Raw genomic sequence first — 25,837 nt, forward strand, 5'->3', positions numbered from 1 at the left:
GACACGAGTGCCGAGCTTCCGCGCCTGGTTGGTGATGGCCCTCGTCCGGGCCACCCGCATGAAGGACAAGGCGCGGGATACGGCGCGCCTTCCCGAGCGGGTGCGGATGATCCAGGCAAGGGGGCCCGCCAGCCCCGGCGCCGCGAGGGAGAGGCGGCTGCGGATCGAGCGGCAGGGCTTCGGCGGCTACGAGCTGATCACCGCTGCCCCGAGGGAGGGGGACAGCCGCCACCACATCCTCTACCTCCATGGCGGCGCCTATGTCTTCGACCTCCTGGACGTTCACTGGCGCGTGATCGAGGGGCTCATCCACCGCACGGGCGCGACGGTGAGCATCCCCATCTACCCCCTCGCGCCGGCCCGTTGCTGGAGCGACGTTTTCGCCCTCGTCCGCCCCCTGCACGCGGCGCTGGCGGAGAGGCACGGGGCGGAGAACCTGACGGTGATGGGCGATTCGGCGGGCGGCGGCATGACGCTCGCCCTGGCCCAGGAAATCCGCGACGCAGGGGAGGCGCTGCCGGCGCGGCTGGTGCTCCTCTCGCCCTGGCTGGACGTCGTCACAGACGACCCCGGCGTGGTCGCCGCCGAGGCGCGCGACCCCATGCTCGCCATCCCCGCCGCGAGGATGGCCGGGCGGTGGTACGCGCGGGACCTCTCCCTCCGCGATCCCCGCGTGAGCCCGATCTACGGCTCCCTGCGGGGCCTGCCGCCGATCGCCGTGTTCACGGGCACGCGGGACATGCTGAACGCCGATTCCCGCCGGCTGCGCGACAAGGCCGCGGAGGAGGGGGCCGACCTCATCTTCCGCGAGTATGACGGCCTGTGCCACGTCTGGATGGCCCTGCCGATGCCCGAGGCCCGGCAGGCGCTGGACGAGGCCGCCGCCTTCATGGAGGCGGCGGCCCCGGGGGATTAGGCCGCGGCGCGGCGGGTCCGCGCCAGCTCCGCGCCGAGGAAGGCCGCGATGGCGCCGGGGCCGGAGCGGTCCGTGCCGGCCAGCCCCGCCGCCGCCTCGGCATCAGGGTTGTAGTTCGTGTTGGTGTTGACGTCGTAGGTCAGCACCTCGCCCTCCGGCGTGCGGATGAACTCGATGCCGGCCACCTCCACGCCGTTCGCGGCCAGGAAGCCCTCCAGCCGCTCCCGCTGGGCGGCATCGATCCCCTCGGGCAGCACGCGGAAGCGCGGGGCGGCCGCGGCGGGGGCGGTGCCCACGGGGCAGGCGGCGTCGCCGATGGCGGCGGAGGGGGCGGGCACCTCGCAGACATCGGCGGGGCACAGCTCGAAGCCGGAGGAGGTGTCCACCTCCACCGCGTAGAGGAACCGGCCGCCGACGAACTCGGCGCGGGTGATGAAGGGGCGGGCGGCGCGGATGTAGTCCTGCAGCAGCCAGAGCCCGTCGGCCGGCAGCTCATCCTCCGGCGCATCGGCCAGGAAGGCGGCGAGCGCGTCGGCATCGGCGAAGAGGCGGACGCCCAGCCCCTTGCCGCCGCGATTGGGCTTGAGGATCAGGGGGCCCGTGCCGAAGCGGCGGCGCGCGGCCTCGACCACGTCACCCGCCTCGCCGCGCACCACCACCGTACCGGGCACGGCCACGCCGGCCGCCTCCAGCGCGGCGTATTGCCGGGCCTTGCTGATCTCCAGGTCCAGGGCGCGGGGGCCGTTCACCACGCGGCGGCCGTAGCGCTCCAGCCAGGCGAGCACGGCGGCCGTCAGCTCCGCGGAGTAGCGGTGCCCGCGCGTGTGGGAGGAGGCCGACATGCGGTTGTAGAACACGCCCTCGGGCGGCGGCCGGGAAAGGTCGAAGCTGCCGGCGGAGAGGTTCCACTCCGTCCAGGGCAGGCCGCGCTGATCGAAGGCGCGGGCGAGCGGCGGAAGCCACTCGGGATTTTCGTGGATAACGTGAATCTCTGACATGCGATCGGCCTTTGCTTCGGCGCGCGATGTTGGCCGGCCGAGGCGCGCGGTCAAGGAGGCTCTCAGAGCCCGGCCCAGCGCAGCGCCGCCATGGCCGCGACCCCGACCACGATGGACAGCCCGAAATTACCCCACCGCACATGCACCGCCGCGCAGGGAATGCTCGCCAGCGCCGCCGCGAGGTCCTGCCGCGAGAGGGCCAGCGAAACATAGGCGGCGAAGAGCGGCGCGGGGAGGTTCCGCAGCAGGGCGTCGAGGAAAGGCGGGGTCCGCACGGCCCGAAGGATCGCGTAGCCCCCGGCGCGGCAGAGATAGGTGACGATCCCCATGGCCAGGATCGCCAGGGTGACATCCAGGCGGAGCGTCATGCCGCGCGCGCCCGCGTCTCCTGCCAGGCTCCCAGCGCGGCGCCGGCGAAGGCGCCGGCCAGCAGCGGCACCGGGGGCGGCAGGCGCAGCGCCTGGGCGGCCAGGGCGGTGGCCGCCGCCAGGATCCAGGGCGGCAGGTCCTGGCGCGGCCCGCGCCAGAGGGCGACGAGGATGACAACGAAGCTCGCCGTGGCCGCGAAGAAGAGCGGGTGGTCCGGAGGCAGCGCCACTACCGTGCCCATCGCATGCCCCGCCCCGGCCGCGGCCACCCAGCCGAGCCAGGTGAAGACGCCGAGGCCGAAGAGGAAGCCCGCATCGCGCCCCCCAGCCCTGTTCTCCGCCACGGAGAGGGCGAAGGAGTGGTCCACCGTGAGGAAGAGCGATCCCCAGAGGCGCCAGCCCCGGAGATGGTCCAACCAGAAGGAGAGGGCGGCGCCGATCGGCACCATGCGGATGTTCACCACCAGCGCCGCGAGGGCGACGGCGAGGATGTCCGGCGGGTTCGTCCAGAGTTCCAGCGCCAGGAGCTGGGAAGCGCCGGCGAAGACGAGCCCGCTCATCAGTAGGGTCTCGGCGAGGCTCAGCCCCTTGCCCAGCGAGATGACCCCAACCACCAGCCCGAAGGGTATGATCCCGAGCAGCAACGGCACGCCGCGCCCGACGCCGCGCTTGATACCGGCGGAGGTGAAGGTGACGCGCATGGGCGCCCTATAGGCGGGAAGGGGCGCCCGCGCCATGCGGCGCCCCCTCCCGGAGGCGGTGCCTCAGTCGTTCTTGTGGCTGTTGTGCCCGCCCTTCTTCCCGGCGGCCGAGGCGCGCTCGGGGTTGTTGGCGAAGTTGTTGGGGTCGTGCTCCTTCCCGCTGCCGACCGTCTCCTGCGAGACGCCCTTCTTGCCGGCGGCGCTGTCGGACTTCTTGCCCTCGTTCCCTGAATGGCTGGTTGCCACGGCGGACCTCCGATTCATCGTGCTGCGTGGGAGGCCGTCGGGGCCTCCGCGGGATCAACGCGGGGAGCGCGGGAGGTTTGCTGCTCCCCGCCGGCTCAGCCGCGGCGGGACTCGATGATCCGGGCCTCCGCCTCGGCGCGGTCGAGGTCGAGCGCCCGCTCCGCCACCTCGCGCGGGAAGCCGGCGCGGGCGAGGGCGCCCATGGCCTTCATCCGCGCCGTCCTCAGCGCCTCCGCCTCCTCCGGCGGGTCGGGATCGAAGGGGCCCTGGCGCCGGCGGCGAAGATGGGCGAGGGCGGCCGTCACCTCGTCCGTCGCCGCTTCCTCCAGCGTCCCGGCGGCGGTCTCCCCGCCCACGCCCTTGGCCGCCAGATGCGCTGCGATGGCCCGCCGGGACCGCCCGGCGCGGGAGAGGCGGCGCGCGCGGGAGGCGGCGAAGGCGGCGTCGTCCACCGCCCCCGCGGAGACCATGCGCCTCGCCACGCTCGCCGCCGCCGCCCGCCCCTGGGCGACGATGGGGGCGATGGCCTCGGGCGCCATCCCCTCGCGCTCCGCCCGCTGCGCCCAACGCGCGACCCGGCGCTGCAGCACGCGGGTGAGGCCGGTCTCGGTAGCGGCGAAGCGGGCGAGGTGGTTCAGCGCGGCCTCGTGCAGCCGCGCCTCGGTGGGGGCGGGGCCGGCGCCGGGCGGGCGGCGCTCCCGCTTGCGCCGGTTCGGGGGCGAAGGGTCCTCGGCCATCGGGAGAACCTGCCACGGCGCCGCCGGCCCGGCGAGGGGAAGGCGAGTGCCGCAACCCCCCCTCGCCGGCGGGCGTTCCAGCCGCACGACTCAGACGACGCCGTAAGGAGACGCCGATGACCAATCGATCCTACAAGTCCAGCCTGATGGGCCTCACCGCTGCTGCTGCCCTGCTCGCCCTCCCGGCATTCGCCCAGAGCCAGTCCCAGCCGCGCGACGGCGCGCCGGGCAACCCGCCCTCCACCGCCACCCAGCGCGCGGCCGATGCCGCGACGGGCAACCGCACCCCGGCCGACGGCACGCCGGGCAATCCCCCGGGCACGGCGGTCGGCCGGGCCGCGGAGCGCGCGGGCAATGCCGTGAGCGGAGCGACGGAGCGTGCCGGTAACAACGCCGCCGAGGCGAACCAGCGCGCGGGCGACCCGCTGAACACCCAGAACCGGCCTGACGGCACCCCCGGCAACCCGCCCGGCACCGCGCTCGGCCGCGCCGCCGACCGCGCGACCGACAGCGCCAGCGGCGCGAACCAGCGCGCCGGCGATCCGGCGAACACGAACAACCAGCCGGACGGCACCGCCGGCAACCCGCCGGGCACGGCGGTCAGCCGCGGCGTGGACCGCGCGCTCGGCACCAACATCTCCGGCGCCTTCCCGCAGAACGAGGGGCCGGCGACCGACGGCACCCGCGCGAGCACGACGGGCCGCAGCCCCGCCGCTGACCGCGAGAACGAGCCCGCCGCCGCCAACGCCAATCCCGGCGCCATGGGCAGCAACCAGGCGGTGAACCGTGGCGCGAGCGGCGCCCAGGGCCCCGGCCAGACCCAGCCCGGCGCCGTGAACGCCACCCCCGATGGCGGCCAGGCCCGCGCCGGCACGACGAGCGTGCCGCTGCAGAACCAGGCGGCCGGTAATGCCCCCGCCAACCCCAACGGCCCGGGCAGCATGCCGGCGGCCGGCGCCACGGCGGGTGCCGCTTCGGGTGGCGCGGCAGCCACCGCCTCCGGCGGCACCGCCGCCACGGCCCCGATGGCGCAGACGGACCGGGCGAGCCGCATCATCGGCTCCAGCGTCTACAACGAGCGCAACGAGGCCATCGGCTCGGTGGATGACCTCGTCCTCGCCTCGGGCGGCTCTTCGCCCATGGCGATCGTCTCGGTCGGCGGCTTCCTCGGGATCGGTGCGAAGCTCGTGGCCGTGCCGATGTCCGACCTCCGCTGGTCGGCGGCCGACAACCGCTGGACGATCACCGGCGCGACGCGGGAGAGCCTGACCTCGCTTCCCGCCTACTCCTACGACGCCGCGCGCCGCGGCTGATCGGCTTCTTCCTGCGGCATTGACGGGGGTCCGGACGCGAAGGCGTCCGGACCCCTTTCTCGTTTCGTGCCATGCGACACGGTGCTCAAAAATGAAAAGATGACGCAACGGAAAGCGGAACCACCGCCGGGATGTCGCGTTGCCCTCACAGGTCCCGGCGAGACATGCGGGATCAGAACAACCGACCGGAGAAGGCATCCGATGCTGTCCACCACCTTCCGCGCCACCGTGCTCGCCCTCACCCTCGGTGCCCTCGCGGCCTGCAGCAGCGACCCGTTGAACACCGCCGGCCGCCGCGACGGCGCGCCGGGCAACCCGCCCTCCACCGCGACGCAGCGCGCGGTCGACTCCGTGACCGGCGACCGCACCCCGGCCGATGGCCGCCCGGGCAACCCGACCGGCACCGCCGCCGAGCGCGCCTTCGACCGCGCGGCCGGCACGGATGTCTCGGGTGCCTATCCGCGGCAGGACGACTGCTCGCCGGGCAACCCGCCGGGCACGCAGGTCTCCCGCGCCCTCGGCACGACCGATCCGAGCACCTGCCCGACGCCGGCCGAGCGCCGCCGCAACCGCCGCTGATCGCGGCGCGCGGCCAGCCCGCGCGCAGAAAGGGGGGGCGGTGGCCGCAGGGCCGCCGCCCCTCGCGTTTCGCATCCCTGTCACGCTTTGACCGGTGATTCGCTTTCCTGCATCCTCGCCGGCTTCCCGCCCGGCGCCGCGATAACCGCCTCGCCCGCGGGGCTACCGGAGGGCCACGCCGCGTGATCCCCCCCCTGATGCCGAACTACAACCGTGCCGACCTCGCCTTCGAGCGGGGCGAGGGCGCCTGGCTGTGGGACGCGCAGGGCCGACGATTCCTCGATTTCGGGGCCGGGATCGCGACCAGCAGCCTGGGCCACGGCAACCCGCATCTCGTCTCCGCCATCGCCGAGCAGGCGGGGCGGGTGATGCACACCTCCAACCTCTACCGCGTGCCGCAGGCCGAGCGCCTCGCCGCGCGGCTGGTGGAGGCGACTCCCTTCGCGGACAGCGTCTACTTCTCCAATTCGGGCGCCGAGGCGAACGAGGCGATGGTGAAGGCGGTGCGGAAATACCACGCCGCCGAGGGCCGTCCCGAGCGCTTCCGCACCATCTGCTTCGAGGGCGCCTTCCACGGCCGCACGCTGGCCATGATCTCGGCCACCGGCAACCCGAAGTACCTGGAGGGCTTCGGCCCACCGGTGGAAGGCTTCGATCACGTTCCCTTCGGCAACATGAACGCCGTCCGGCAGGCGATCACGAAGGAGACGGCGGCGATCATGATCGAGCCGGTGCAGGGCGAGGGCGGCGTGCGCCCGGCCGACCTGCGCTTCCTGCGCGAGCTGCGCGCCGTCTGCGACGAGTTCGGCCTGCTGCTGGCGCTCGACGAGGTGCAGACCGGCATGGGCCGCTCCGGCAAGCTATGGGCCTATGAATGGGCCGGGATCGAGCCGGACATCATCTCCTCGGCCAAGGGTATCGGCGGCGGTTTCCCGCTCGGCGCCACCCTGGCGCGGGAGAAGGTGGCGGTGCACCTCAAGCCCGGCACCCATGGCAGCACCTATGGCGGCAACCCGCTCGCCTGCGCGGCCGGCAATGCCGTGCTGGACGTGATCCTCGCGCCCGGCTTCCTCGACGGCGTGGACCGCGTCGCGCGCCATCTCTGGCGCGGCATGCTCGGCCTCGCGGAGCGCCACCCGAAGGTGGTGGCGGGCGTGCAGGGCGCGGGGCTGCTGCTCGGCCTCCGGCTGCAGGACGCCGTCTCCAACTCCGAAATGCAGGGCGCCGCCGTGGCGGAGGGCCTGCTGACGGTGGCGGCGGGGATGAACGTGCTGCGCGTCGCGCCGCCGCTCATCATCACCGAGGCCGAGGCGGACGAGGCGCTGCGCCTGCTCGACCGCGCCTGCCTGCGCATGACGCCGGGCGAGGCGAAGGCGGCGGCGAAGTGAGCGCCGCCCTGAAGACCGTGGAGGGGGGGCTCGCAGCCCCCCGCCACTTCCTCGAGATCATGGACTTCGACGCGCCGACGCTCCGCCGCATGCTCGACCTCGCGCGCGAGGCGAAGGCCGGGCGCGTGGGCGGCAAGCCGCTGGCGGGCAAGTCGGTGGCGCTGATCTTCGAGAAGCCATCCACCCGCACGCGCGTCTCCTTCGAGGTGGGCATCACCCAGCTCGGCGGGCACGCGGTGGTGCTCTCGGGGCGGGACATGCAGCTCGGCCGCGGGGAAACCCCGGCCGACACCGCCAAGGTCCTCTCCCGCTACGTCGATGCCATCATGCTCCGCACGGACGACGTGTCGAAGCTGCGCGGCCTGGCGGAGCACGCGACGGTGCCGGTGATCAACGGGCTGACCGACGTGTCGCATCCCTGCCAGATCATGGCCGACGTGCTCACCTTCGAGGAGCATCGCGGCCCGATCGCCGGGCAGACGGTCGCCTGGACGGGAGACGGCAACAACGTGGCCCAGTCCTTCATCCAGGCCGCCGCGCGCTTCGACTTCACCCTCCGCCTCGCGACGCCCGAGGCGCTGCGGGCGCCGGCCGATCTCGTGGCCTGGGCGCGGCGCGAGGGCGCGCGGATCGAGGAGACAGGCGATCCCGCCGAGGCCGTGCGCGGCGCGCGCTGCGTGGTGACGGATACCTGGGTCTCCATGTCCGATGAGAAGCCGGATGCGGCCACCACGAACCGCCACAACCTCCTCGCGCCCTACCAGCTCAACGCCGCGCTGATGCGCCACGCGGCGCCCGATGCCATTGTGATGCACTGCCTGCCCGCCCATCGCGGGGAGGAGATCACCGAGGAGGTGATCGACGGCCCGCAGAGCGTGGTCTTCGACGAGGCGGAGAATCGGCTGCACGCGCAGAAGGGCGTGCTGCTCTGGGCGCTGGGCGCGGGATAGGGCAGCCCTCCGGCGTTTCACGCGGGGTTAAGAAGGCTCACGCATTCTCTGGGTGACCGACCAGAGGACCCTGCTTTGCCCTCCATCCTGACCCGTCTCTCGGCGCGCTTCGGCCTCGTGCCGCGGCTGATCGCCATCCTCCTCGTCTCCGTGCTGGCCGCCGTGGCGGTGCTCGAAGCCGTGATGCAGCAGCGGCTCGACCAGCGCGAGATGGAGGCGGCCCAGGGCTCGCTGACCGTCAACCTCGCCCTCCTGCGCGATCTTGTCGCCCGGCAGGGTGAGGGTGCGCGGCTGGAGGAGGGACGCCTGCTGGTCGGCAACACGGCGCTGAACGGCCGCGACGACATCGTGGACAGCGTGCAGCGCATCGGGGGCGCCGTGGCCACCATCTTCGCCGGCGACGTCAGGGTGGCCACCAATGTGCGCCGCCCCGACGGCACGCGCGGGGTGGGGACGAAGCTCGCCCCGGGACCCGTCCATGACACCGTCATCGGGTCCGGCCGCACCTATCAGGGCCGGGCCGACATTCTCGGCACCCCGCACCTTACCATCTACGAGCCGCTGCGCGACGCCGCCGGGCGGCAGGTCGGGATCCTCTTCGTCGGCGTGCCGCTGGCCCAGGCGCTCGCGGCCGTGGCGGAGGCGCAGCGGGCCTCGCTGCTGACGGCCGCGGGCTGCGGCCTGCTGGCCTGCCTGCTCGGCTGGTTCGCCATCTCCTGGACGCTGCGGCCGCTGCGGAACCTCGTCCGCATCCTCCGCGATGCGGCGGGAGGACGGCGCCACCAGGGCCCCGTGCCCTGCCTCGATCGGCGCGACGAGCTGGGCGACCTGGCGCGCGCCGTCTCCGCGCTGGAGGAGGCCTCCACCCGCAACGCGGCGCTGGAGCAGGAGGCCAGGACCCGCCGCCAGGAGGAGGAGCGCGCGCGGGAGGCGGCCCGCGGCGAGATCGCGGACGGGCTGGAGCGGTCGCTCGGCGGCGTGGTGCTCGGGCTGGGCGAGGCCGTGCGCGCGCTGAACGCCTCGTCGGACGGCGCCTCGGCGGCGGCGGACGGGGCAGGCCGTCTGGCCGACGGCGCGTCGGACCGCGCGCGGCAGGCCGGGAGCAACATCACCACCGTGGCCGCGGCCGCGGAGGAACTGGCGGCCAGCGTCGCCGAGATCGCGCGGCAGGTGCAGGCCGGGACCGCCGTCTCGCAGGAGGTCGTCGCGGCCGTCCGCGCCTCGGACGAGACGGTGGCGGGGCTGACCGGGGCGGCCACCCGGATCGGGGAGGTGGTGCGGCTGATCGGCGACATCGCGGGGCAGACGAACCTGCTGGCCCTCAACGCCACGATCGAGGCGGCGCGGGCGGGCGAGGCCGGCAAGGGCTTCGCCGTGGTGGCGAGCGAGGTGAAGTCCCTCGCCAGCCAGACCGCCAAGGCGACGGATGAGATCGGCAGCCAGATCGAGGGGATGCGGGGCGAGGCGGAGAGGGCTGTCCGCTCGATCCAGGAGATCGGCGCCGTGGTGGCGCGCATGGAGGCCGTGACAGGCGCGATCGCGACCGCGGTCGAGCAGCAGGGGGGAGCCACCCGGGACATCGCCCGTGCCGCCGCGGCCGCCTCCGACGATGCCGATGGCGCGGCGAGCGAGGCGCAGGCCGTGCAGGCCGAGATGACCGCGGCGCGCGACGGGCTGGCGCGGCTGCACGATGCTGCCGACAGCATCGCGCGCCAGGGCGGCGCGCTGGAGCAGGGCTTGGCCCAGGCCGTGCGCCGCATCCGCGAGGGTTGACGCAGATCAAGGCAGGTCCAAGGGCGCAGGATCAGTCTGGCCCCAGGCACAAGCGCCCTGGAGGCATCCGATGTCCGCCGCCCTGATGGAATCCCTTTCCGCCCGCGACCTGATGACGCGCGAGGTGGTCTGCGTTCCCCCCTCCATGCCCGTCTCGTCCCTCGCGCGCCTGCTGGCCGAGCGCGGCTTCTCCGCCGTTCCTGTCGCGGGCAATGACGGGCGGCTGCTCGGCATCGTGACCGAGCTGGACCTCATCCGCCGCCTCGCCGGCGCTGAGGACCGCCGGCCCGGCCTGCTGCACCGGCTCCTCGGCAACCGCGACCGCGATGCCGAGCGCTACGCCCAGGTGCACGGCATGCTCGCCGAGGACGTAATGACGCGCGACCTCATCACCGTCGACGAGGACACCTCGGCCGAGCACATCGCCCACATCATGGAGGAGCGGGGCATCCGCCGCGTGCCCGTGCTGCGCGGGGACCGGCTGGTGGGGATCGTCTCCCGCGCGGACCTGCTCCAGGCGCTGCTCGTCCCGCCGGCGAAGCTGGGCGTCGGGGCCGAGGACGAGCGCATCCGGGACGCGGTGCTGAGGGAGATCCGGGAGCAGCCCTGGGCCGACACGGTCTTCACCTTCGTCTCCGTGGAGAACGGGATGGTGGAGTTCCAGGGCTTCGCCCGCTCCCCGGCCGTCCGGCGCGGCCTCCAGGCCATCGCCCACCGGGTGGAGGGCGTGCGCGGGGTGGTGGACAACATGCAGGACGGCATCCCCCAGAACGCCCTCTACTGAGCGTCCCCCGTTGAGGGCGCTGGCGGGGCGGGGCGCCATGCACGCGGCGCGGGCGCCCGGCCCTGTCGGTCGGGGCCCGGGCTGACTATCTAGGGCGGGTGCAAGACGTGACCCGCCCCTCCGAGACCCCCGATTTCCTGAACCATGACCGGCCGCCCGTGCCGGACATGGTCGTTCCCCGCGCCATCCTGCCCTTCCACCTGGAGGGGCGGCCGGTTCGCGGCCGCCTCGTGCGGCTCGGCGTGCTGGCCGATGCGCTGATCGCCCGCCACGAGCTGCCCGAGGACGTGTCGCGCCTGCTGGGCGAGTCCCTGGCGCTGACCGCCGGGCTCGCCGCGGCGCTGAAGTTCCGCGGCTCCTTCTCCCTCCAGGCCAAGGGCAACGGCCCCGTGCCGATGCTGCTGGCCGACTGCACCGATGCCGGCGAGCTCCGCGGCTATGCCCGCGCCGAGGGCTCCCCCATGGGCGAGGCGGGCGACCTGCTGGGCAAGGGCTATCTCGCCTTCACCTGCGACCAGGGGCCGGACATGGACCGCTACCAGGGCATCGTCGCCATTGAGGGCGACACCCTGGCCGAGATGACGGACAGCTACTTCCGCACCTCCGAGCAGCTCCAGGCCTTCGTGCGCCTGTCCTGCCGCCGTACGCCGGGGGGCTGGCGCGCCACGGCGCTGATCCTGGAGCGCGTGGCCGCCGAGGGCGGGATCGATGGGTTGGCGAATGAGGAGGCCGACGACGCCTGGCTCACCGCCACCACCCTGGCCGCGACGGTCACGGAAGCGGAGATGCTGGATGACGCCCTGGCCTCGGACATGCTGCTGCACCGCCTCTTCCACGCGGAGGGCCTGCTGCTGGACCGCCCGCGCGCGCTCTCCTATGGCTGCCGCTGCTCCCGCGCGCGGCTGGCAGGCGTGCTCCAGGGCTTTCCCGAGAGCGACCTCGACGACATGGCCGATCACGGGCAGATCACCATGAACTGCGAGTTCTGCAACGTCGCCTTCCGCTTCGACCGGAGCGAGGTGAGGGGTGGCGCCGGGCGGGCCTGATCGGCTAACGCGGTGGCCGGCTTTCCGGAGGACCCCGCAGAGATGATCGCACGTCGCCTCGCGCTCGGCGCGCCGTTGCTGCTGCTGGCCTGCGGAGGGCGGGAGCCCCCGCCCGCCCCGGTGCCGCGGATCGAGGGCTATGCCTGGCTCACGCCCCTGCGGCTGAACGTGGCCGACATGGAGGTGGTGGAGAACCCCGCCGGCCTCCGCGCCGACCCGCCCGCGCCGATCGTGCCGGCCGCCGAGGTGGCGCGGATGGGGCGGGACCGGATCATTCCCTCCGGCACCACGAACCGCGCCCGCTTCGTGGTGGAGGCCGCGAGCCTCGCCTGGGCCGGCGACTCCGTTTCCGTGCTGCTCCGCGCCGGGGTGGAGGTGCTGGACGCCGACCGCCGCGTCGCCTTCGCCGAGGCCGAGGCGCGCCGCGCCATGAGCGGAACGGGCAGCAGCGCCGCCGCCCGTGCCCGCGCCGCCGAGACGGTGGTGATCCGCGCCATGGAGGACCTGAACGTGGAGTTCGAGCTCCAGGTCCGGCGCAACCTGCGCGACTGGCTGCTGGAGACGACGCCCACCGCCCCCGTGGCGCCGGTGGACACGCCCGAGGGAATCCAGCGCCAGGACCTGCCCCGGGGCTGACCGCAACCCGGAGGCGGGATGGCGCGCTTCTTCTATCGAAGGAGAAACGCAATGAACCGCATCCGTGCCGTTGCTCTCGTGCCGGCCCTCGCGCTCGGCCTGGGCCTCGCCGCCTGCGCGCCCGATCCGGCGGATTCCTATTACGGGGCGGCCCCGGTGACGACGGGCTACGTCGCCCAGCCCGGCTACGTCACGCAGCCCGGTTACGTCACCCAGCCGGGCTATGCCACTCAGCCCGGCTATGTCGCCCAGCCGGGCTACCTGCCCGCTCCCCAGCCCTATGCGACGGCGCCGGGCTATGCCACGCCGATGCCCGCCTATGTGGGCCAGGGCGAGTACCGCGCGGTGCCGCCCGCCGGGGCCTATGCCGCGGCGCCCGCCGATCCCTACTGCCGCCAGGCCTATGCTGCCGCCGCCGGCGCGCAGCAGCAGGCCGCGGTCACCGGCAGCTATGGGGACGCGGCGCGGGCCGAGCGTTCGGCCGGCTACTACCGCCGGGACTGCTGATCGCGGGGCGCGGGGCGTCTCTCCCCGCGCCTCAACCCTCGAAGGTGCCGCTGCGGCCGTTGATGATGGAGAGGAACTCCCGCCGCGTCGCGTGATCCTTGCGGAAGGCGCCGAGCATGGTGCTCGTCACCATGGTCACGCCGTGCTTGTGGACGCCGCGCGTGGTCATGCACTGGTGCGCGGCCTCCAGCACCACGGCGACGCCGAGGGGGTCCAGCACGTCGTTGATGGCATTGGCGATCTGCGCCGTCAGCTTCTCCTGGATCTGCAGGCGCTTGGCGAAGGCGTCCACCACCCGCGCGAGCTTGCTGATGCCGATCACCCGCCCGCGCGGGAGGTAGCCGATATGCGCCCGGCCAATGATGGGCACCATGTGGTGCTCGCAATGGCTCTCCAGCCGGATGTCGCGCAGCACGACCATCTCGTCATAGCCCGCCACCTCCTCGAAGGAGCGCTGGAGAAGCTGGACGGGATCGGTGGAGTAGCCGGCGAAGAGCTCGCGATAGGACTTGGCCACGCGCTTGGGTGTGTCCAGCAGCCCCTCCCGGTCCGGATCGTCCCCGGCCCAGAGGAGGAGGGTGCGGACGGCCGCCTCGGCCTCGGCCTGGGTCGGGCGGGGGTGGCCGGCGAGGTCCGCGGGAACGGGCACGGGGTCCTCCGCGGCGGCCTGGGTCTCGGGCAGGGGATCGGTCACGGTCGTGTATCCTCGGGGGCACGGGGACTGTGCCGGTCAGTGGTGCCGGCGGCTGGCGCAGTCGTCCCATGATGGGGCGGGGGGAAGCGCAGGGAAAGCTGGCCGGGTCCGCGCCCGGTGCGCCTTCCCCGCGGCCGGGCCCTAGTTCAGCGTCACCTGGCCATGCGGGCTGTCGAGGCTGAAGGCGGGGATCTCGGCATCGAAGGTCTCGCCGGTATCGGGCACGACCATGTGGTAGCGGCCGCGCATGAAGCCCGAAGGGGTCGCGAGCGGCGTGCCCGAGGTGTACTCGAAGGCCTCCCCGGGCTCGAGGACCGGCTGCTCCCCCACTACCCCGTCGCCGTGGACGTGCTGCGTGCGGCCGAGCGCGTCCGTGATCTGCCAGCTGCGCTTCATGAGTTGCACCGTCTCGCGCCCCTCATTGCCGATGCGGACGCGATAGGCCCAGACGTAGCGTCCTTCCTCCGGGTTCGACTGGTCCGCGAGGTAGAAGGTGCGCACCGTGACGCGCAGCCCCCGCGTGACGGCCGTGAAGGCGCCGGCCTCGCTCATGCCCCCTTCTCCTCTTCCTGCCTGCCCCGGTGCGGGGCAGCCTGCCACCCGGCGCGGCACCGCGTCCACCGCGCGCCGCGCCGGGTCCCGATCAGCGCGCGGGGCCGGCGGCCTTCGCCACGCCGACGGAGCCGCCGCCCTTGCCGCGCAGCCCGTCCAGCGCCTGGGAGAGGTCGTCGATCAGGTCCTGCACGTCCTCCAGCCCCACGGAGAAGCGCACGGTGCCATCCGTGATGCCGAGCCGCGCGCGCTCCTCCGGGCCCACCTTCATGTGGGTGGTGGTGGCGGGGTGGGTCACCATGCTGCGCGCGTCGCCGAGGTTGTTGGAGATGTCGATGAGCCTCAGCGCGTCCAGCACGCGGAAGGCCGCCTCCTTCCCGCCTTCCACGTCGAAGGTGACGAGCGAGCCGCCGGCCGACATCTGGCGCTTCGCCAGCGCCTGCTGCGGGTGGCTGTCGAGGAAGGGGTAGAGGGTGCGCGACACCTCCGGGCGGGAGGAGAGGAAGTCCGCCACCTTCGCCGCATTCGCGCACATCGCTGGCAGGCGCAGGTGCAGCGTCTCCAGCCCCTTCAGGATCACCCAGGCGTTGAAGGGGGAGATGCTCGGCCCGGTGTTGCGGATGAAGGGCTGCAGCACCTCGTCCACCCACTTCGCCGAGCCCAGCACCGCGCCGCCGAGCACGCGTCCCTGGCCGTCGAAATGCTTGGTGGCGGAGTAGACGACGACGTCGGCGCCCATGGTGAGCGGCTTCTGGAGCAGCGGCGTGGCGAAGACGTTGTCCACCACTACGATTGCCCCGGCGGCATGGGCCATCTCGGCGACGGCCGGCAGGTCCACCAGTTCCAGCATCGGGTTGGAGGGCGTCTCCAGCAGGACGAGCGCGGCCGGCTTCCGGAAGGCGTCGCGCCACTGGTCGAGATCGGTGCCGTCCACGAAGACGGTCTCGATGCCGTAGCGCGGCAGGAGGGTGGAGACGATCCAGTGGCAGGAGCCGAAGAGCGCGCGCGAGGCCACCACCCGGTCCCCCGCCTTCAAATGGGCCAGCATCGCCGAATGGACGGCCGCCATGCCCGAGGCCGTCACGCGGCAGGCCTCGGCGCCCTCCAGCGCGGCGAGCTTGCCCTGCAGCGCCTCGATCGTCGGGTTGCCGAAGCGGGAGTACTGGTAGTGCTTCACCGTGCCGAGGAAGGTGTCCTCGGCTTGGGCCGCGCTCTCGTACATGAAGCCCGAGGTGAGGTGCACCGCTTCGGACATCTCGTCGAAGGAGGAGCGGTTCTGGCCGCCGCGCACCAGCAGGGTGGCGGGGCGGAGCGGGAGGTCCGGAAGGGTCCTGGGCATCGCGGGCGTTCCATCACAGTCACGGATGGCCCGGTCGGGCGGGGGAGAGCCCCCGCCACGGCCGTTTAGCGCGTTTCTTTAGGCTCGCCGCAAGCTGGCCGACAAATCGCGAGCTGGACACCGTGGATACGGCGCCCACGCCAAGTTAGTGCCCCACCCCTCCACGGGCAAGTCGTGCTACCGCCCGGATTGCGCGCGGGCGGTGGCTGCGCTAGGTGTGGTGGTGCGGCGCGGGCGTAGTTCAGAGGTAGAACGTCAGCTTCCCAAGCTGAATGTCGTGGGTTCGATTCCCATCGCCCGCTCCAGCCACCCTTCCGAGGGAAGGGCTCTCCGGCCCCGGGCCGGTTTCCCAGTTAAATCCTCCGAGATCATCGTGCGGTGCCTTCCCAGTTCCGGCCGGGTGCCGAAGCCTGTTCCTCAGCCCGCTGCCGGCGGGTTGGGCGTGCCCGCGAAGGCAACGGATTTCACCAGCGCCCAGACCTTCACGCCCGGCCGCAGCCCGAGCCGCGCCACCGCATCACCCGTCACGCGGGCGAGCAGCACCGCGCCACCCACGCGCAGCCGCAGCATCGCCTCGTGCGGGGCGGCGGGCTCGATCGCCTCCAGCTCGGCCGGCAGCGCGTTCTGCACGGAGAGGCCGCGCGGCTCCTCGGTGGCGACCGAGACGTCGCGCGCCCGGACCCGCACGCGCAGCGCCGTGCCCACCGGTTCGTCCCGGAGGGGAACGCGCAGCTCGCCGCCCGGAAAGCCCAGCCGGGTCAGGCCGCGCGCGGCGTCGTGGTCCAGCACGGCGCAGGCGAGGACCACCCCCGCATCCCGCCGCCCGGCGAGCAGCGGGAGGTCGGTGCGCGCCGAGAGCGCCTCCACCGTGCCGGCGGCGAGGACGCGCCCGGCCTCCATCAGCACGAGGTGGTCCGCCAGCCGGTCCACCTCGTCCAGCGCGTGGGTGACGAGGAGCATAGGCAGGCGGAACCGGTCCCGCACCCGGGCGAGATAGGGCAGCACCTCCGCCCGGCGCGGCGCGTCCAGCGCGGCCAGGGGCTCGTCGAGCAGCAGCAGCCGGGGGCGGGAGAGAAGGGCGCGGCCGAGAGCCACCCGCTGCCGCTCCCCGCCCGAGAGCGCGGCGGGGCGGCGGGGGAGGAGAGGGGCGATGCCGAGGAGATCCACCACCTCCTCCAGCCCCGGCCCCGGCAGGCCGCGCGGGGACCGGCGCAGCCCGTAGAGCAGGTTCGTCCTGACGGAGAGGTGCGGGAAGAGCCGCGCGTCCTGGAAGACCACGCCGCAGCGCCGCTTCTCCGCCGGAACCGCGATGCCGGCGGCGGTGTCGAGCAGCACCTCGCCGTCCAGCGCGACCCGCCCGGCATCCGGCCGCAGCAGCCCCGCCACGGCCTGGAGAAGGGTGGACTTTCCGCAGCCGGAGGGGCCGAACACCGCCGTGACCCCCGGCGTGGGCGAGGCGAAATCCGCGTCGAGCAGGAAGCCGCCCGGGCCGGGGAAGCGGTGGCGCAGCGCGAGTTCCAGCATCAGCGGGGCGGACGGCCGAGCAGCACGCTCAGGCGCCGGCCCGCGAGATCGGCCAGCAGCAGGCCGGCGATGGCCAGGGTGAAGGAGACGGCCGCCAGCCGCGCCGCGACCGCCTCGCCGCCCGGGGTCTGGGTGGCGCTGTAGATCGCGAGCGGCAGGGTTTGCGTCTCGCCCGGGATGTTGGAGGCGAAGGTGATCACCGCACCGAACTCGCCGAGCCCCGCCGCGAAGCCGGTGATGGCGCCGGAGAGGATGCCGGGCGCGATGAGGGGCAGGGTGACGGTGGCGAAGCGGTCCAGCGGCCCCGCGCCGAGGCTGCGCGCCGCCGCCTCCAGCCCGGGATCGACCGCATCGAGGCTGAGCCGCACCGCGCGCACGATGAGGGGAAAGGACATCACCGCCGTCGCGAGGGAGGCGCCGGCGGTGGTGAAGACGAGGCGGATCCCGAATAGCCCGTCGAGCAGCCCGCCCACCGGCCCGCGCAGCCCGAAGGTGACGAGGAGCAGCCAGCCCACCACCACCGGCGGCATGACCAGGGGAAGGTGGACCAGCGCGTCGAGCAGCGCCCTGCCGGGAAAGCGCCCGCGCGCCAGGAGCCAAGCGACCAGCACCGCCGGGGGAAGGCCGAAGAGGACGGAGCGCAGCGCGACCGCGAGGCTGAGCCGCACCGCCTCCCATTCCTCCGGCGTCAGCACCGCGGGGCTAGTCCGTGCGGAGCGCGAAGCCGAGGCGGCGATAGGTCTCCGCCGCCTCCGGCCCCGTGGCGAAGGTGAGGAAGGCGCGCGCGGCCTCGTTGTCCGCCCCGCGGCGGGTGAGGGCGAAGGGGAGGGTGATGGGCGGGTGGCTCCCGGCGGGGAAGGTGCCGATCACGCGCACCCCGCGCGAGGCCGCCGCGTCCGTGGCGTAGACGATGCCCAGCGGCGCCTCGCCCCGCTCGACCAGGAGAAGGGCGGAGCGGACGTTGTCGGCGCGCGCGAGGCGGGGCGAGAGCGCTTCCCACACGCCCATCCAGCTCAGCGCGGCCTGGGCGTACTTCCCGACGGGAACATGGGCGGGGTCCCCCGTCGCGATCCGCCCGCTCCTGCCGAGAAGGGCGGCGATGTCGGTGCCGCGGGTGAGCTCGACCGGCCCCGCCGCGCTGTCCGCCGGGGCGACGAGCACCAGGGCGTTGGCCAGCGGCGAGACGCGCGTGCCCTGCGCGACCAGCCCGCGCTCCTGCAGATAGCCCATCCAGGGCTCGTCGGCGGAGGCGAAGAGGTCGGCGGGCGCGCCCTGCTCGATCTGCCGCGCGAGGGCGGATGAGGCGGCGAAGGAGAAGCGCGGCGCGGGGTTGCCCCGGCTGCGCCAGGCCTCGCCGAGGGCGCGCATCGCGTCGGTGAGGCTGGCCGCAGCGAAGACGGTCGGCCCCTCCTGCGCCCGGGCGGGAAGGCCGAGGGAGAGAAGGCCGGCCATGACGGCGCTTCCCAGCGTGTTCTGCAGGAGGAGACGACGCATGGCTGCACCCACCGCTGTTCCCGCCCGGATATATCGGTAGCCCTTCCTGTTCGCAAGTGGTTCGCAACAAAGGGGAATCGCGAGTGTTGACGCAACGGAGGCTTGTTGAAGGATGCCGATTTAACTTAAATGCAGGGTTTCTACGGTAAGAACATTTCGTTTTGTGGGAGGGCCAGATGAACATGGAACTCTCGCGACGCGGCTTCCTCAGGGCCGCCGGCGCGGGTGTTGCGGGCACGTCACTCGGGGCAATGGGTTTCAGCGAGGCGGAAGCCGCCGTCGCGGCCTATGTCAGGCCCCTCAAGCTCGCGAACACCACGGAGACGCGCAACACCTGCCCCTACTGCTCGGTGGCCTGCGGAATCATCCTCTATTCCAAGGGTGACGTGCGGAAGGGCGAGCGGGCGGAGATCGTCCATATCGAGGGCGACGCGGATCATCCAACCAATCGCGGCACGCTCTGCCCCAAGGGCGCGGCGCTGAAGGACTTCGTCCAGGCCCCGACGCGGCTCACCCGGCCGATGCACCGCAAGCCCGGTTCCGACCGCTTCGAGCCCATCACCTGGGACGCGGCGCTGGACCGGATCGCGCGGCTGATGAAGGACGACCGGGACGCCAACTTCGTCCTGCGCAACGACGCCGGGATTCCGGTCAACCGGTGGACGACGACGGGCATGCTCGCCGCCTCCGCCACCACCAACGAGACGGCCTGGACGACCTTCAAGGTCGCCAAGTCCCTCGGGATCGTCGGATTCGATAACCAGGCGCGCGTCTGACACGGCCCTACGGTGTCCAGTTTGGGCCCGACTTTTGGCCGTGGCGCGATGACGAATGCCTGGACCGATATCAAGAACACCGACCTCGTTGTCGTCATGGGCGGCAATGCGGCGGAGGCGCATCCGTGCGGATTCAAGTGGGTGACCGAGGCGAAGGCGCAGCGCGGCGCCAAGCTGATCGTGGTCGACCCGCGCTACACGCGCACGGCGTCCGTCGCCGATTTCTACGCGCCCATCCGGCAGGGAACGGACATCGCCTTCCTGCTCGGCGTGATCAACTACTGCATCAAGAACGACAAGGTGCAGTGGGAGTACACGAAGGCGTTCACCAACGCCTCCTACATCGTGAAGGACGGCTACGCGTACAGCGACGGCCTGTTCACGGGCTATGACGAGGAGAAGCGCGACTACGACCGGTCGAGCTGGGACTATGTCATGGGGGAGGACGGCTTCGCCGTCACCGACCCGACGCTCCAGCATCCCCGCTGCGTCTGGAACCTGCTGAAGGAGCACGTCTCGGCCTATACGCCCGAGATGGTCGAGCGCATCTGCGGCACCCCGCGGGACAAGTTCCTGCGCGTGGCCCAGATGATCTCCGAGTGCTCGTCGCCGACGAAGACGATGACGTCGATGTACGCTCTCGGCTGGACGCAGCACTCGCACGGCGCGCAGAACATCCGCGCCATGGCGATGCTCCAGCTCATCCTGGGCAATATCGGCGTGCGCGGCGGCGGCATGAATGCGCTGCGCGGCCACTCGAACATCCAGGGACTGACCGATCTCGGCCTCATGTCCCACCTCCTCACCGGCTATCTCAACATGCCGACGGAGAAGGAGACGGATTTCGAGACCTATATGAGCAGCCGGCAGTTCCGGCCGCTCCGGCCGGGGCAGACGAGCTACTGGCAGAACTACCGGAAGTTCATGGTCAGCTTCCAGAAGTCGATGTGGGGCGACGCCGCCCGCGCCGACAATGGCTGGGCCTATGACTACCTGCCGAAGCTCGATGTGCCGGCCTATGACGTGCTGCGCGTGTTCGAGCTGATGAACTCGGGCCGGGTGAACGGCTATATCTGCCAGGGCTTCAACCCCGTGCTCGCCTTCCCCAACCGGGGGAAGGTGACCTCGGCGCTGTCGAAGCTGAAGTTCCTCATCACCATGGACCCGCTGGAGACGGAGACGGCGCGGTTCTGGGAAAACCATGGCGAGTACAACGACATCGCCACGCGCTCCATCAACACGGAGGTGTTCCAGCTCCCCACCACCTGCTTCGCGGAGGAGGAGGGCTCGCTCACCAATTCCGGGCGGTGGCTGCAGTGGCACTGGCAGGGCGGCTCGCCGCCCGGCGAGGCGAAGCACGACACCTGGATCATGGCGCAGATCTTCCTGCGCATCCGGGAGCTGTACCGGAAGGAGGGCGGGCCGTTCCCCGACCCCATCCTGAACCTCTCCTGGAACTACCACGATCCGAACGAGCCCGAGCCGGAGGAGCTGGCGAAGGAGATCAACGGCCGCGCGCTGACCGATCTCCGCGACCCCGCCGATCCGAACAGGGTGCTGGTGCCTGCCGGCAAGCTGGTGACCAACTTCTCGCAGCTGCGGGACGACGGCTCCACCGCCTGCGGCTGCTGGATCTATTCCGGCTGCTTCAACGAGGCGGGCAACAACATGGCGCGGCGGGACAACCACGATCCCGACGACACCGGCGCCTATCTCGGCTGGACCTTCGCCTGGCCGCTGAACCGGCGCACGCTGTACAACCGCGCCTCGGCCGACCTGCAGGGCAAGCCCTGGGATCCCTCCCGCAAGCTGCTCGAGTGGGACGGCACGAAGTGGACGGGCTACGACGTTCCGGACATCGCGCCGAACGCCCGGCCCGACCAGGTGATGCCCTTCATCATGAACCAGGAGGGCGTCTCGCGCCTCTTCTCGCGCGGCCTTATGCGGGACGGGCCTTTCCCCTCCCATATGGAGCCCTTCGAGAGCCCGGTCGCCAACGTGTTCAACCCGCGCATGCGGGGCAATCCGGTGGCGCGCATCTTCCAGAGCGACGTGGCGCAGTTCGGCACCTCGGACGAGTTCCCCTTCGCGGCGACCTCGTACCGGCTGACCGAGCACTTCCACTACTGGACGAAGCACAACCGGGTGAATGCCGCGCTGCAGCCCGAGTTCTTCGTCGAGATCTCGGAGGAGCTGGCGGCGCTGCGGGGCGTGGTGAATGGCGGCTGGGTGCGCGTCTGGTCCAAGCGCGGGTCGGTCAAGGCGAAGGCGGTGGTCACCAAGCGCATCCGCCCGCTGACCTGCGACGGCAAGGTGGTGCATGTCGTCGGCATCCCGCTCCACTGGGGCTTCGTGGGCGCGGCGAAGAAGGGCTTCGGCCCGAACTCGCTCTCGCCCTTCGTGGGTGAGGCCAATATCGAGACGCCGAGCTACAAGGCGTTCCTGGTGAATCTCGAACCCACCACGGCCCCGGGAGTGCAGTCATGAGCGACAGCCCTCGCACGGCGGTCAGCAACCCGCCCGTGCAGCCTATGGCCAGCAACCTTGGCCAGGGCGACCTCATCCGCCGCTCGGCGACCGATGAGCTTCCGCCCCCGCAGCGGCAGCTCACCCCGGTCGCCAAGCTGATCGACGTGTCCAAGTGCATCGGCTGCAAGGCGTGCCAGTCGGCCTGCGTGGAGTGGAACGACACCACGCCGGCCGTCGGCGAGAACGTTGGGGCCTATACCAACCCCCACGACCTCACCGAGAACATGTTCACGCTGATGCGGTTCACGGAATGGGTGAACCCCTCGACGGACAACCTGGAGTGGCTCATCCGCAAGGATGGCTGCATGCACTGCGCCGATCCGGGCTGCCTGAAGGCCTGCCCGGCGCCCGGCGCGATCGTGCAGTACACGAACGGGATCGTGGACTTCATCCACGAGAACTGCATCGGCTGCGGCTACTGCGTGAAGGGCTGCCCCTTCAACATCCCCCGCATCTCGAAGGCGGATCACCGGGCCTACAAGTGCACCCTGTGCTCCGACCGTGTGGCTGTCGGCCAGGGACCGGCCTGCGCGAAGGCCTGTCCGACCCAGGCCATCGTCTTCGGGACGAAGGAGGACATGAAGCGGCACGCCGAGGGGCGGATCGCGGACCTGAAGTCGCGTGGCTACGCGAATGCGGGGCTGTACGACCCGCCGGGCGTCGGCGGCACGCATGTGATGTACGTTCTGCATCACAACGACCAGCCGCACATCTATGCCGGGCTCCCCGACGACCCGAAGATCTCGGCCGTCGTCCAGACCTGGAAGGGGCTGACGAAGTATGTCGGCCTCGCCGCCATGGGCTTCATGGCGGCCGGCAGCCTCATCCACGGCGTGTTCACCCGGCCAAACCGCGTGTCGCGCGAGGATGAGGAGAACGCCGAGAAGCTGGTCAAGACCGGCGGCGCCGAGCCGCCCCCGCCGGCGGAGGAGCGCGCGTGATGGTCGAGCGCGTTCAGCCCGGGGACACGCTTCACCCGGGCCGTCCGTCCACGGTGGGGCGCTACGGCATCGGGGCCCGGATCAACCACTGGGTGACGGCGTTCAGCCTCATCCTCCTGGTGCTGTCCGGCCTCGCGCTGTTCTACCCCTCGCTCTTCTTCCTCACGGGGCTGTTCGGCGGTGGGCAGAACACGCGTGCGGTCCATCCCTGGATCGGCGTGCTGCTCTTCATCAGCTTCTTCATCCTCTTCGCCCAGCTCTGGAAGGCCAACCTGCCGCGGCGGGACGACCGGGTGTGGCTCTCCAAGATCAAGGACGTGATCGCGGGGCATGAGGAGAACCTGCCCGAACTCGGCAAGTACAATGCCGGGCAGAAGTTCATCTTCTGGGGGATGAGCTTCCTCATCCTCGTGCTGATCGGAAGTGGGCTGCTGATCTGGGAGCAGTACTTCGCCCCCTACAGCTCCATCCCGACGCGCCGCGTGGCGGTGCTTGTTCACGCCATCGCGGCGGTGCTGATCATCTGCGTCTTCATCCTGCACGTCTACGCGGCCTTCTGGACGCGCGGCACGCTGCGGGCGATGACGCGGGGCTCGGTGACGGCGGGCTGGGCCTGGCGCCACCACCGCAAGTGGCTGCGGGAGATCGTGGGGCAGCGGAAGATCGGCCCTGCCGAGTAAGTGGCTAGCTGGTGGCCGGTCCGGCCCGTGAGGTGAGATGTCAGGTTTCAGTACGATCCAGCCCGATCCATCCCAAATCGGGCGACTTCTCAAGCCCGCTTTCGCGGTACTGCCGGACCCGCCGCTCCTCTTCCGCCAGCGCGCGGAGCGCTTCGACGCGCTGGCGCAGGAGGGGGCCATGGCCCCTTACCTGCGCTTCCTCGCCCGGCTGAGCGGGGTGCAGGCCGAACTCGCCGCCAAGCTTCCCGCGCCGGAGCCGATCCCCGCCGAGCAGGTCGAGCGCGCGCGGGCGAACGGGATGCCGCCGCTGGACCGTGCAGCGCTGGCCGCCGATCCCGCGCTGCGCGCCACCATCGACCGTTTCCTCCCCGCGATGGAGACGGTGGAGATGCCGCGCCAGGCCTCCGACGCCCTGGCCTGGCTGCGCCGGACCACGCCGGAGATGGTGGAGGAGATGCTCGGCAATATCATGGCCGATTCCATTCCCTTCGATGCCTTGCCGGCGCACCTCTTTCTCTCGGCCGCCGTGCAGGTCCATGCGGCGAGGCTGGCCGCCACGCTGGATGCGGAGCGGCTGGTGCCGGTGGAAACGGGGTTGTGCCCCGTCTGCGGCGGGCCGCCGGTTTCCTCCATGGTCGTCGGCCGCCCGGGGGCGGAGGGCACGCGCTACGCCGCCTGTTCCTGCTGCGGCACGCAGTGGAACGAGGTGCGGGTGAAGTGCCTCGCCTGCGGCTCCACCAAAGGCGTCGGCTACAAGTCGCCGGAGGGGGAGGAGGCGACGGTGAAGGCCGAGACCTGCGACTCATGCCGGAGTTGGGTGAAGATCCTCTACCAGGACCGGAACCCCTCGCTGGAGCCGGTGGCGGACGACGTGGCGAGCCTCGGCCTGGACATGATGATGGGGGAGACGGAGTACCGGCGCGCGGGCTTCGATCCCTTCCTGCTGGGCTACTGACCCCCATGGAGGGCAACGCCGCCCTGCGCGCCCTTCCGTCGGTGGACCGGGTGCTCGGCCTGCCGCAGCTCCTGCCCCTGATCGAGCGCTTCGGCCGCGCCGAGGTGACGGAGGCCATCCGCGCCGTGCTGGCCGAGGCCCGCGCCGGCCGCGTGCCGCCCGGAAGCGCCGAGATCGTGGCCGCCATGGCCGCGGACCGGCTGGAGGAGCGGGACCGCTCGAAGCTGCGCCCGCTCTTCAACCTCACCGGCACGGTGCTGCACACGAATCTCGGCCGCGCCCTCCTGGCCGAGGCGGCGATCGAGGCGGCGGTGGACGCGATGCGGGACGCCGTCGCGCTGGAATTCAACCTCGCGGACGGCAAGCGGGGCGAGCGCGACGACCACCTCCGGGAGATCCTCTGCGAGCTGACGGGGGCGGAGGACGCCACCCTCGTCAACAACAATGCCGCCGCCGTGCTGATCGCGCTCAACACGCTCGGGGCGGGGCGCGAGGCGGTGGTGTCGCGCGGGGAGCTGATCGAGATCGGCGGCGCCTTCCGCATGCCCGACATCATGGCGCGCGCCGGGGTGAAGCTGGTCGAGGTCGGCACCACCAACCGCACGCATCCCCGGGACTACCGCGCGGCGCTGCATGCGGGCACCGGCCTCGTGCTGAAGGTCCACACCTCGAACTACCGGATCGAGGGCTTCACCGCCGAGGTGGGCGGGCGGGAACTCGCCGCCATCGCGCGGGAGGCGGGGGTGCCCCTGCTGAACGACCTGGGGTCCGGCACGCTGGTCGATCTCTCCCGCTGGGGGCTGCTGCGGGAGCCCACGGTGCGCGAGGCGGTGGAGGAGGGGGCGGATCTCGTCACCTTCTCCGGGGACAAGCTGCTGGGCGGGCCGCAGGCGGGCTTCATCGTCGGGCGGCGGGACCTGATCGCGGCGATCAACCGCAACCCGATGAAGCGCGCGCTGCGCGTGGACAAGATCCGCATCGCCGCCCTGGCCGCGACGCTGAAGCTCTACCGCGATCCCGACCGGCTGGCCGAGCGCCTGCCCACGCTGCATCTCCTCTCCCGCCGCGCCGGGGAGATCGAGGCGCAGGCGCGGCGCATCGAGCCGCAGCTCAGCCCGCTGCTCTCCCCCGCCTACGGGGTGGAGGTCTGCGAGTGTCGCAGCCAGATCGGCTCGGGTGCCCTGCCGCTGAACACGATCGCCAGCGCCGGCCTCCGCATTTCCGCCCCTCGTGGCCGGGACCTGGAGGCCTTGGCCGCTGCCTTCCGCGCCCTGCCGCGCCCGGTGATCGGACATATGAAGGACGGCGCCCTGGTGCTGGACCTCCGCTGCCTGACGGACGAGGCGGGCTTCCTCGCCAACCTCTCCTCCCTGTCCCTCCCGCATGGGATGGCTTGACCGCTTCCGGCGCG

The 25,837-nt window shown here is 72.2% G+C and carries 26 protein-coding genes, 1 tRNA gene and 1 riboswitch; of the genes, 16 read left to right on the forward strand and 11 right to left on the reverse strand.

All coding sequences use genetic code 11. The features are described from left to right. The first annotated feature begins 7 nt into the window (after window positions 1-7). Window positions 8-916 carry an alpha/beta hydrolase fold domain-containing protein gene (locus FHS87_RS03475; protein ID WP_184513884.1) on the forward strand — a complete coding sequence of 303 codons (909 nt, stop codon included), beginning with the start codon at window positions 8-10 and terminating at the stop codon, window positions 914-916. Here FHS87_RS03475 and FHS87_RS03480 read toward each other — a convergent pair. The 5 genes from FHS87_RS03480 to FHS87_RS03500 all read right to left on the reverse strand — a co-directional run bounded on the left by FHS87_RS03480 (window position 913) and on the right by FHS87_RS03500 (window position 3,966). Next, window positions 913-1,914 (reverse strand): ATP-grasp domain-containing protein, encoded by a 1,002-nt coding sequence (locus FHS87_RS03480; RefSeq protein WP_184513886.1) that lies wholly within the window; start codon window positions 1,912-1,914, stop codon window positions 913-915. The genes FHS87_RS03475 and FHS87_RS03480 overlap by 4 nt on opposite strands. Before the next feature lie 62 nt (window positions 1,915-1,976). Continuing rightward, entirely contained in the window at window positions 1,977-2,282 is a 306-nt protein-coding gene (locus FHS87_RS03485; RefSeq protein ID WP_184513888.1) for an AzlD family protein, read from the reverse strand. After that, window positions 2,279-3,019: an AzlC family ABC transporter permease gene (locus FHS87_RS03490; protein WP_246417795.1), complete on the reverse strand. Its 741-nt coding sequence runs from the start codon at window positions 3,017-3,019 to the stop codon at window positions 2,279-2,281. The genes FHS87_RS03485 and FHS87_RS03490 overlap by 4 nt, the downstream gene beginning before the upstream one ends. Window positions 3,020-3,046: 27 nt before the next feature. Next, complete coding sequence (locus FHS87_RS03495) at window positions 3,047-3,229, reverse strand: KGG domain-containing protein (RefSeq protein ID WP_184513889.1); 183 nt, start codon at window positions 3,227-3,229, stop codon at window positions 3,047-3,049. A gap of 95 nt (window positions 3,230-3,324) precedes the next feature. Continuing rightward, the gene (locus FHS87_RS03500; protein ID WP_184513892.1) at window positions 3,325-3,966 is read right to left on the reverse strand and encodes a regulatory protein RecX; all 642 of its coding nucleotides are present in this window, start codon (window positions 3,964-3,966) and stop codon (window positions 3,325-3,327) included. A 116-nt stretch (window positions 3,967-4,082) separates the two neighbouring features. Between FHS87_RS03500 and FHS87_RS23360 the strand changes: the two genes are divergently transcribed. The 9 genes from FHS87_RS23360 to FHS87_RS03545 all read left to right on the forward strand — a co-directional run bounded on the left by FHS87_RS23360 (window position 4,083) and on the right by FHS87_RS03545 (window position 12,942). Beyond that, window positions 4,083-5,279 (forward strand): PRC-barrel domain-containing protein, encoded by a 1,197-nt coding sequence (locus tag FHS87_RS23360; protein ID WP_221299462.1) that lies wholly within the window; start codon window positions 4,083-4,085, stop codon window positions 5,277-5,279. Window positions 5,280-5,480: 201 nt separating this feature from the next. Further along, window positions 5,481-5,858: a hypothetical protein gene (locus FHS87_RS03510; protein ID WP_184513894.1), complete on the forward strand. Its 378-nt coding sequence runs from the start codon at window positions 5,481-5,483 to the stop codon at window positions 5,856-5,858. Between the two features lie 182 nt (window positions 5,859-6,040). Beyond that, the gene (locus FHS87_RS03515; protein ID WP_184513897.1) at window positions 6,041-7,246 is read left to right on the forward strand and encodes an aspartate aminotransferase family protein; all 1,206 of its coding nucleotides are present in this window, start codon (window positions 6,041-6,043) and stop codon (window positions 7,244-7,246) included. Then, window positions 7,243-8,196, forward strand: coding sequence for an ornithine carbamoyltransferase (gene argF / locus FHS87_RS03520; protein WP_184513899.1), 954 nt, complete (start codon window positions 7,243-7,245; stop codon window positions 8,194-8,196). Before FHS87_RS03515 ends, argF begins: the two co-directional genes overlap by 4 nt. 75 nt (window positions 8,197-8,271) lie before the next feature. Next, window positions 8,272-9,969, forward strand: coding sequence for a methyl-accepting chemotaxis protein (locus FHS87_RS03525; RefSeq protein ID WP_184513901.1), 1,698 nt, complete (start codon window positions 8,272-8,274; stop codon window positions 9,967-9,969). A gap of 70 nt (window positions 9,970-10,039) precedes the next feature. Beyond that, window positions 10,040-10,753 carry a CBS domain-containing protein gene (locus FHS87_RS03530; RefSeq protein WP_184513903.1) on the forward strand — a complete coding sequence of 238 codons (714 nt, stop codon included), beginning with the start codon at window positions 10,040-10,042 and terminating at the stop codon, window positions 10,751-10,753. A 98-nt stretch (window positions 10,754-10,851) separates the two neighbouring features. After that, window positions 10,852-11,799: an Hsp33 family molecular chaperone HslO gene (hslO, locus tag FHS87_RS03535; protein WP_312861866.1), complete on the forward strand. Its 948-nt coding sequence runs from the start codon at window positions 10,852-10,854 to the stop codon at window positions 11,797-11,799. A 42-nt stretch (window positions 11,800-11,841) separates the two neighbouring features. After that, entirely contained in the window at window positions 11,842-12,435 is a 594-nt protein-coding gene (locus tag FHS87_RS03540; RefSeq protein WP_184513905.1) for a hypothetical protein, read from the forward strand. Window positions 12,436-12,486: 51 nt separating this feature from the next. Then, entirely contained in the window at window positions 12,487-12,942 is a 456-nt protein-coding gene (locus FHS87_RS03545) for a hypothetical protein (protein WP_184513907.1), read from the forward strand. Window positions 12,943-12,973: 31 nt separating this feature from the next. On the opposite strand, the gene folE is transcribed toward FHS87_RS03545, so the two are convergent. The 3 genes from folE to metZ all read right to left on the reverse strand — a co-directional run bounded on the left by folE (window position 12,974) and on the right by metZ (window position 15,527). Then, window positions 12,974-13,591, reverse strand: coding sequence for a GTP cyclohydrolase I FolE (folE, locus tag FHS87_RS03550; RefSeq protein ID WP_312861869.1), 618 nt, complete (start codon window positions 13,589-13,591; stop codon window positions 12,974-12,976). Between the two features lie 186 nt (window positions 13,592-13,777). Further along, window positions 13,778-14,188 carry a Co2+/Mg2+ efflux protein ApaG gene (apaG, locus tag FHS87_RS03555; protein WP_184513911.1) on the reverse strand — a complete coding sequence of 137 codons (411 nt, stop codon included), beginning with the start codon at window positions 14,186-14,188 and terminating at the stop codon, window positions 13,778-13,780. Window positions 14,189-14,279: 91 nt separating this feature from the next. Continuing rightward, the gene (metZ, locus tag FHS87_RS03560) at window positions 14,280-15,527 is read right to left on the reverse strand and encodes an O-succinylhomoserine sulfhydrylase (RefSeq protein WP_184513913.1); all 1,248 of its coding nucleotides are present in this window, start codon (window positions 15,525-15,527) and stop codon (window positions 14,280-14,282) included. A gap of 45 nt (window positions 15,528-15,572) precedes the next feature. After that, a riboswitch (SAM riboswitch) is annotated at window positions 15,573-15,650 on the reverse strand. A 107-nt stretch (window positions 15,651-15,757) separates the two neighbouring features. Here metZ and FHS87_RS03565 point away from each other — a divergent pair. Beyond that, a tRNA-Gly gene (locus FHS87_RS03565) sits at window positions 15,758-15,832 on the forward strand. A gap of 112 nt (window positions 15,833-15,944) precedes the next feature. On the opposite strand, the gene modC is transcribed toward FHS87_RS03565, so the two are convergent. The 3 genes from modC to modA are packed head-to-tail and all read right to left on the reverse strand — an operon-like array spanning window position 15,945 to window position 18,545. Then, entirely contained in the window at window positions 15,945-17,051 is a 1,107-nt protein-coding gene (modC, locus tag FHS87_RS03570; RefSeq protein WP_184513915.1) for a molybdenum ABC transporter ATP-binding protein, read from the reverse strand. Next, window positions 17,051-17,746, reverse strand: coding sequence for a molybdate ABC transporter permease subunit (gene modB / locus FHS87_RS03575; RefSeq protein WP_184513917.1), 696 nt, complete (start codon window positions 17,744-17,746; stop codon window positions 17,051-17,053). Before modB ends, modC begins: the two co-directional genes overlap by 1 nt. 7 nt (window positions 17,747-17,753) lie before the next feature. Further along, the gene (gene modA / locus FHS87_RS03580) at window positions 17,754-18,545 is read right to left on the reverse strand and encodes a molybdate ABC transporter substrate-binding protein (RefSeq protein WP_184513919.1); all 792 of its coding nucleotides are present in this window, start codon (window positions 18,543-18,545) and stop codon (window positions 17,754-17,756) included. Between the two features lie 176 nt (window positions 18,546-18,721). Between modA and fdnG the strand changes: the two genes are divergently transcribed. The 5 genes from fdnG to selA are packed head-to-tail and all read left to right on the forward strand — an operon-like array spanning window position 18,722 to window position 25,823. Then, window positions 18,722-21,808, forward strand: a complete 3,087-nt coding sequence (gene fdnG / locus FHS87_RS03585) for a formate dehydrogenase-N subunit alpha (protein ID WP_281394287.1) — start codon at window positions 18,722-18,724, stop codon at window positions 21,806-21,808. After that, complete coding sequence (gene fdxH, locus FHS87_RS03590) at window positions 21,805-22,791, forward strand: formate dehydrogenase subunit beta (RefSeq protein ID WP_184513921.1); 987 nt, start codon at window positions 21,805-21,807, stop codon at window positions 22,789-22,791. The genes fdnG and fdxH overlap by 4 nt, the downstream gene beginning before the upstream one ends. Next, window positions 22,791-23,471 (forward strand): formate dehydrogenase subunit gamma, encoded by a 681-nt coding sequence (locus tag FHS87_RS03595; protein WP_184513923.1) that lies wholly within the window; start codon window positions 22,791-22,793, stop codon window positions 23,469-23,471. Before fdxH ends, FHS87_RS03595 begins: the two co-directional genes overlap by 1 nt. Window positions 23,472-23,508: 37 nt before the next feature. After that, entirely contained in the window at window positions 23,509-24,426 is a 918-nt protein-coding gene (gene fdhE / locus FHS87_RS03600) for a formate dehydrogenase accessory protein FdhE (protein ID WP_184513925.1), read from the forward strand. 5 nt (window positions 24,427-24,431) lie between these two features. Further along, complete coding sequence (gene selA / locus FHS87_RS03605) at window positions 24,432-25,823, forward strand: L-seryl-tRNA(Sec) selenium transferase (RefSeq protein ID WP_184513927.1); 1,392 nt, start codon at window positions 24,432-24,434, stop codon at window positions 25,821-25,823. Window positions 25,824-25,837: the final 14 nt, after the last annotated feature.

This window comes from Muricoccus pecuniae (assembly GCF_014199205.1).
GTDB classification, from domain to species: domain Bacteria; phylum Pseudomonadota; class Alphaproteobacteria; order Acetobacterales; family Acetobacteraceae; genus Roseomonas; species Roseomonas pecuniae.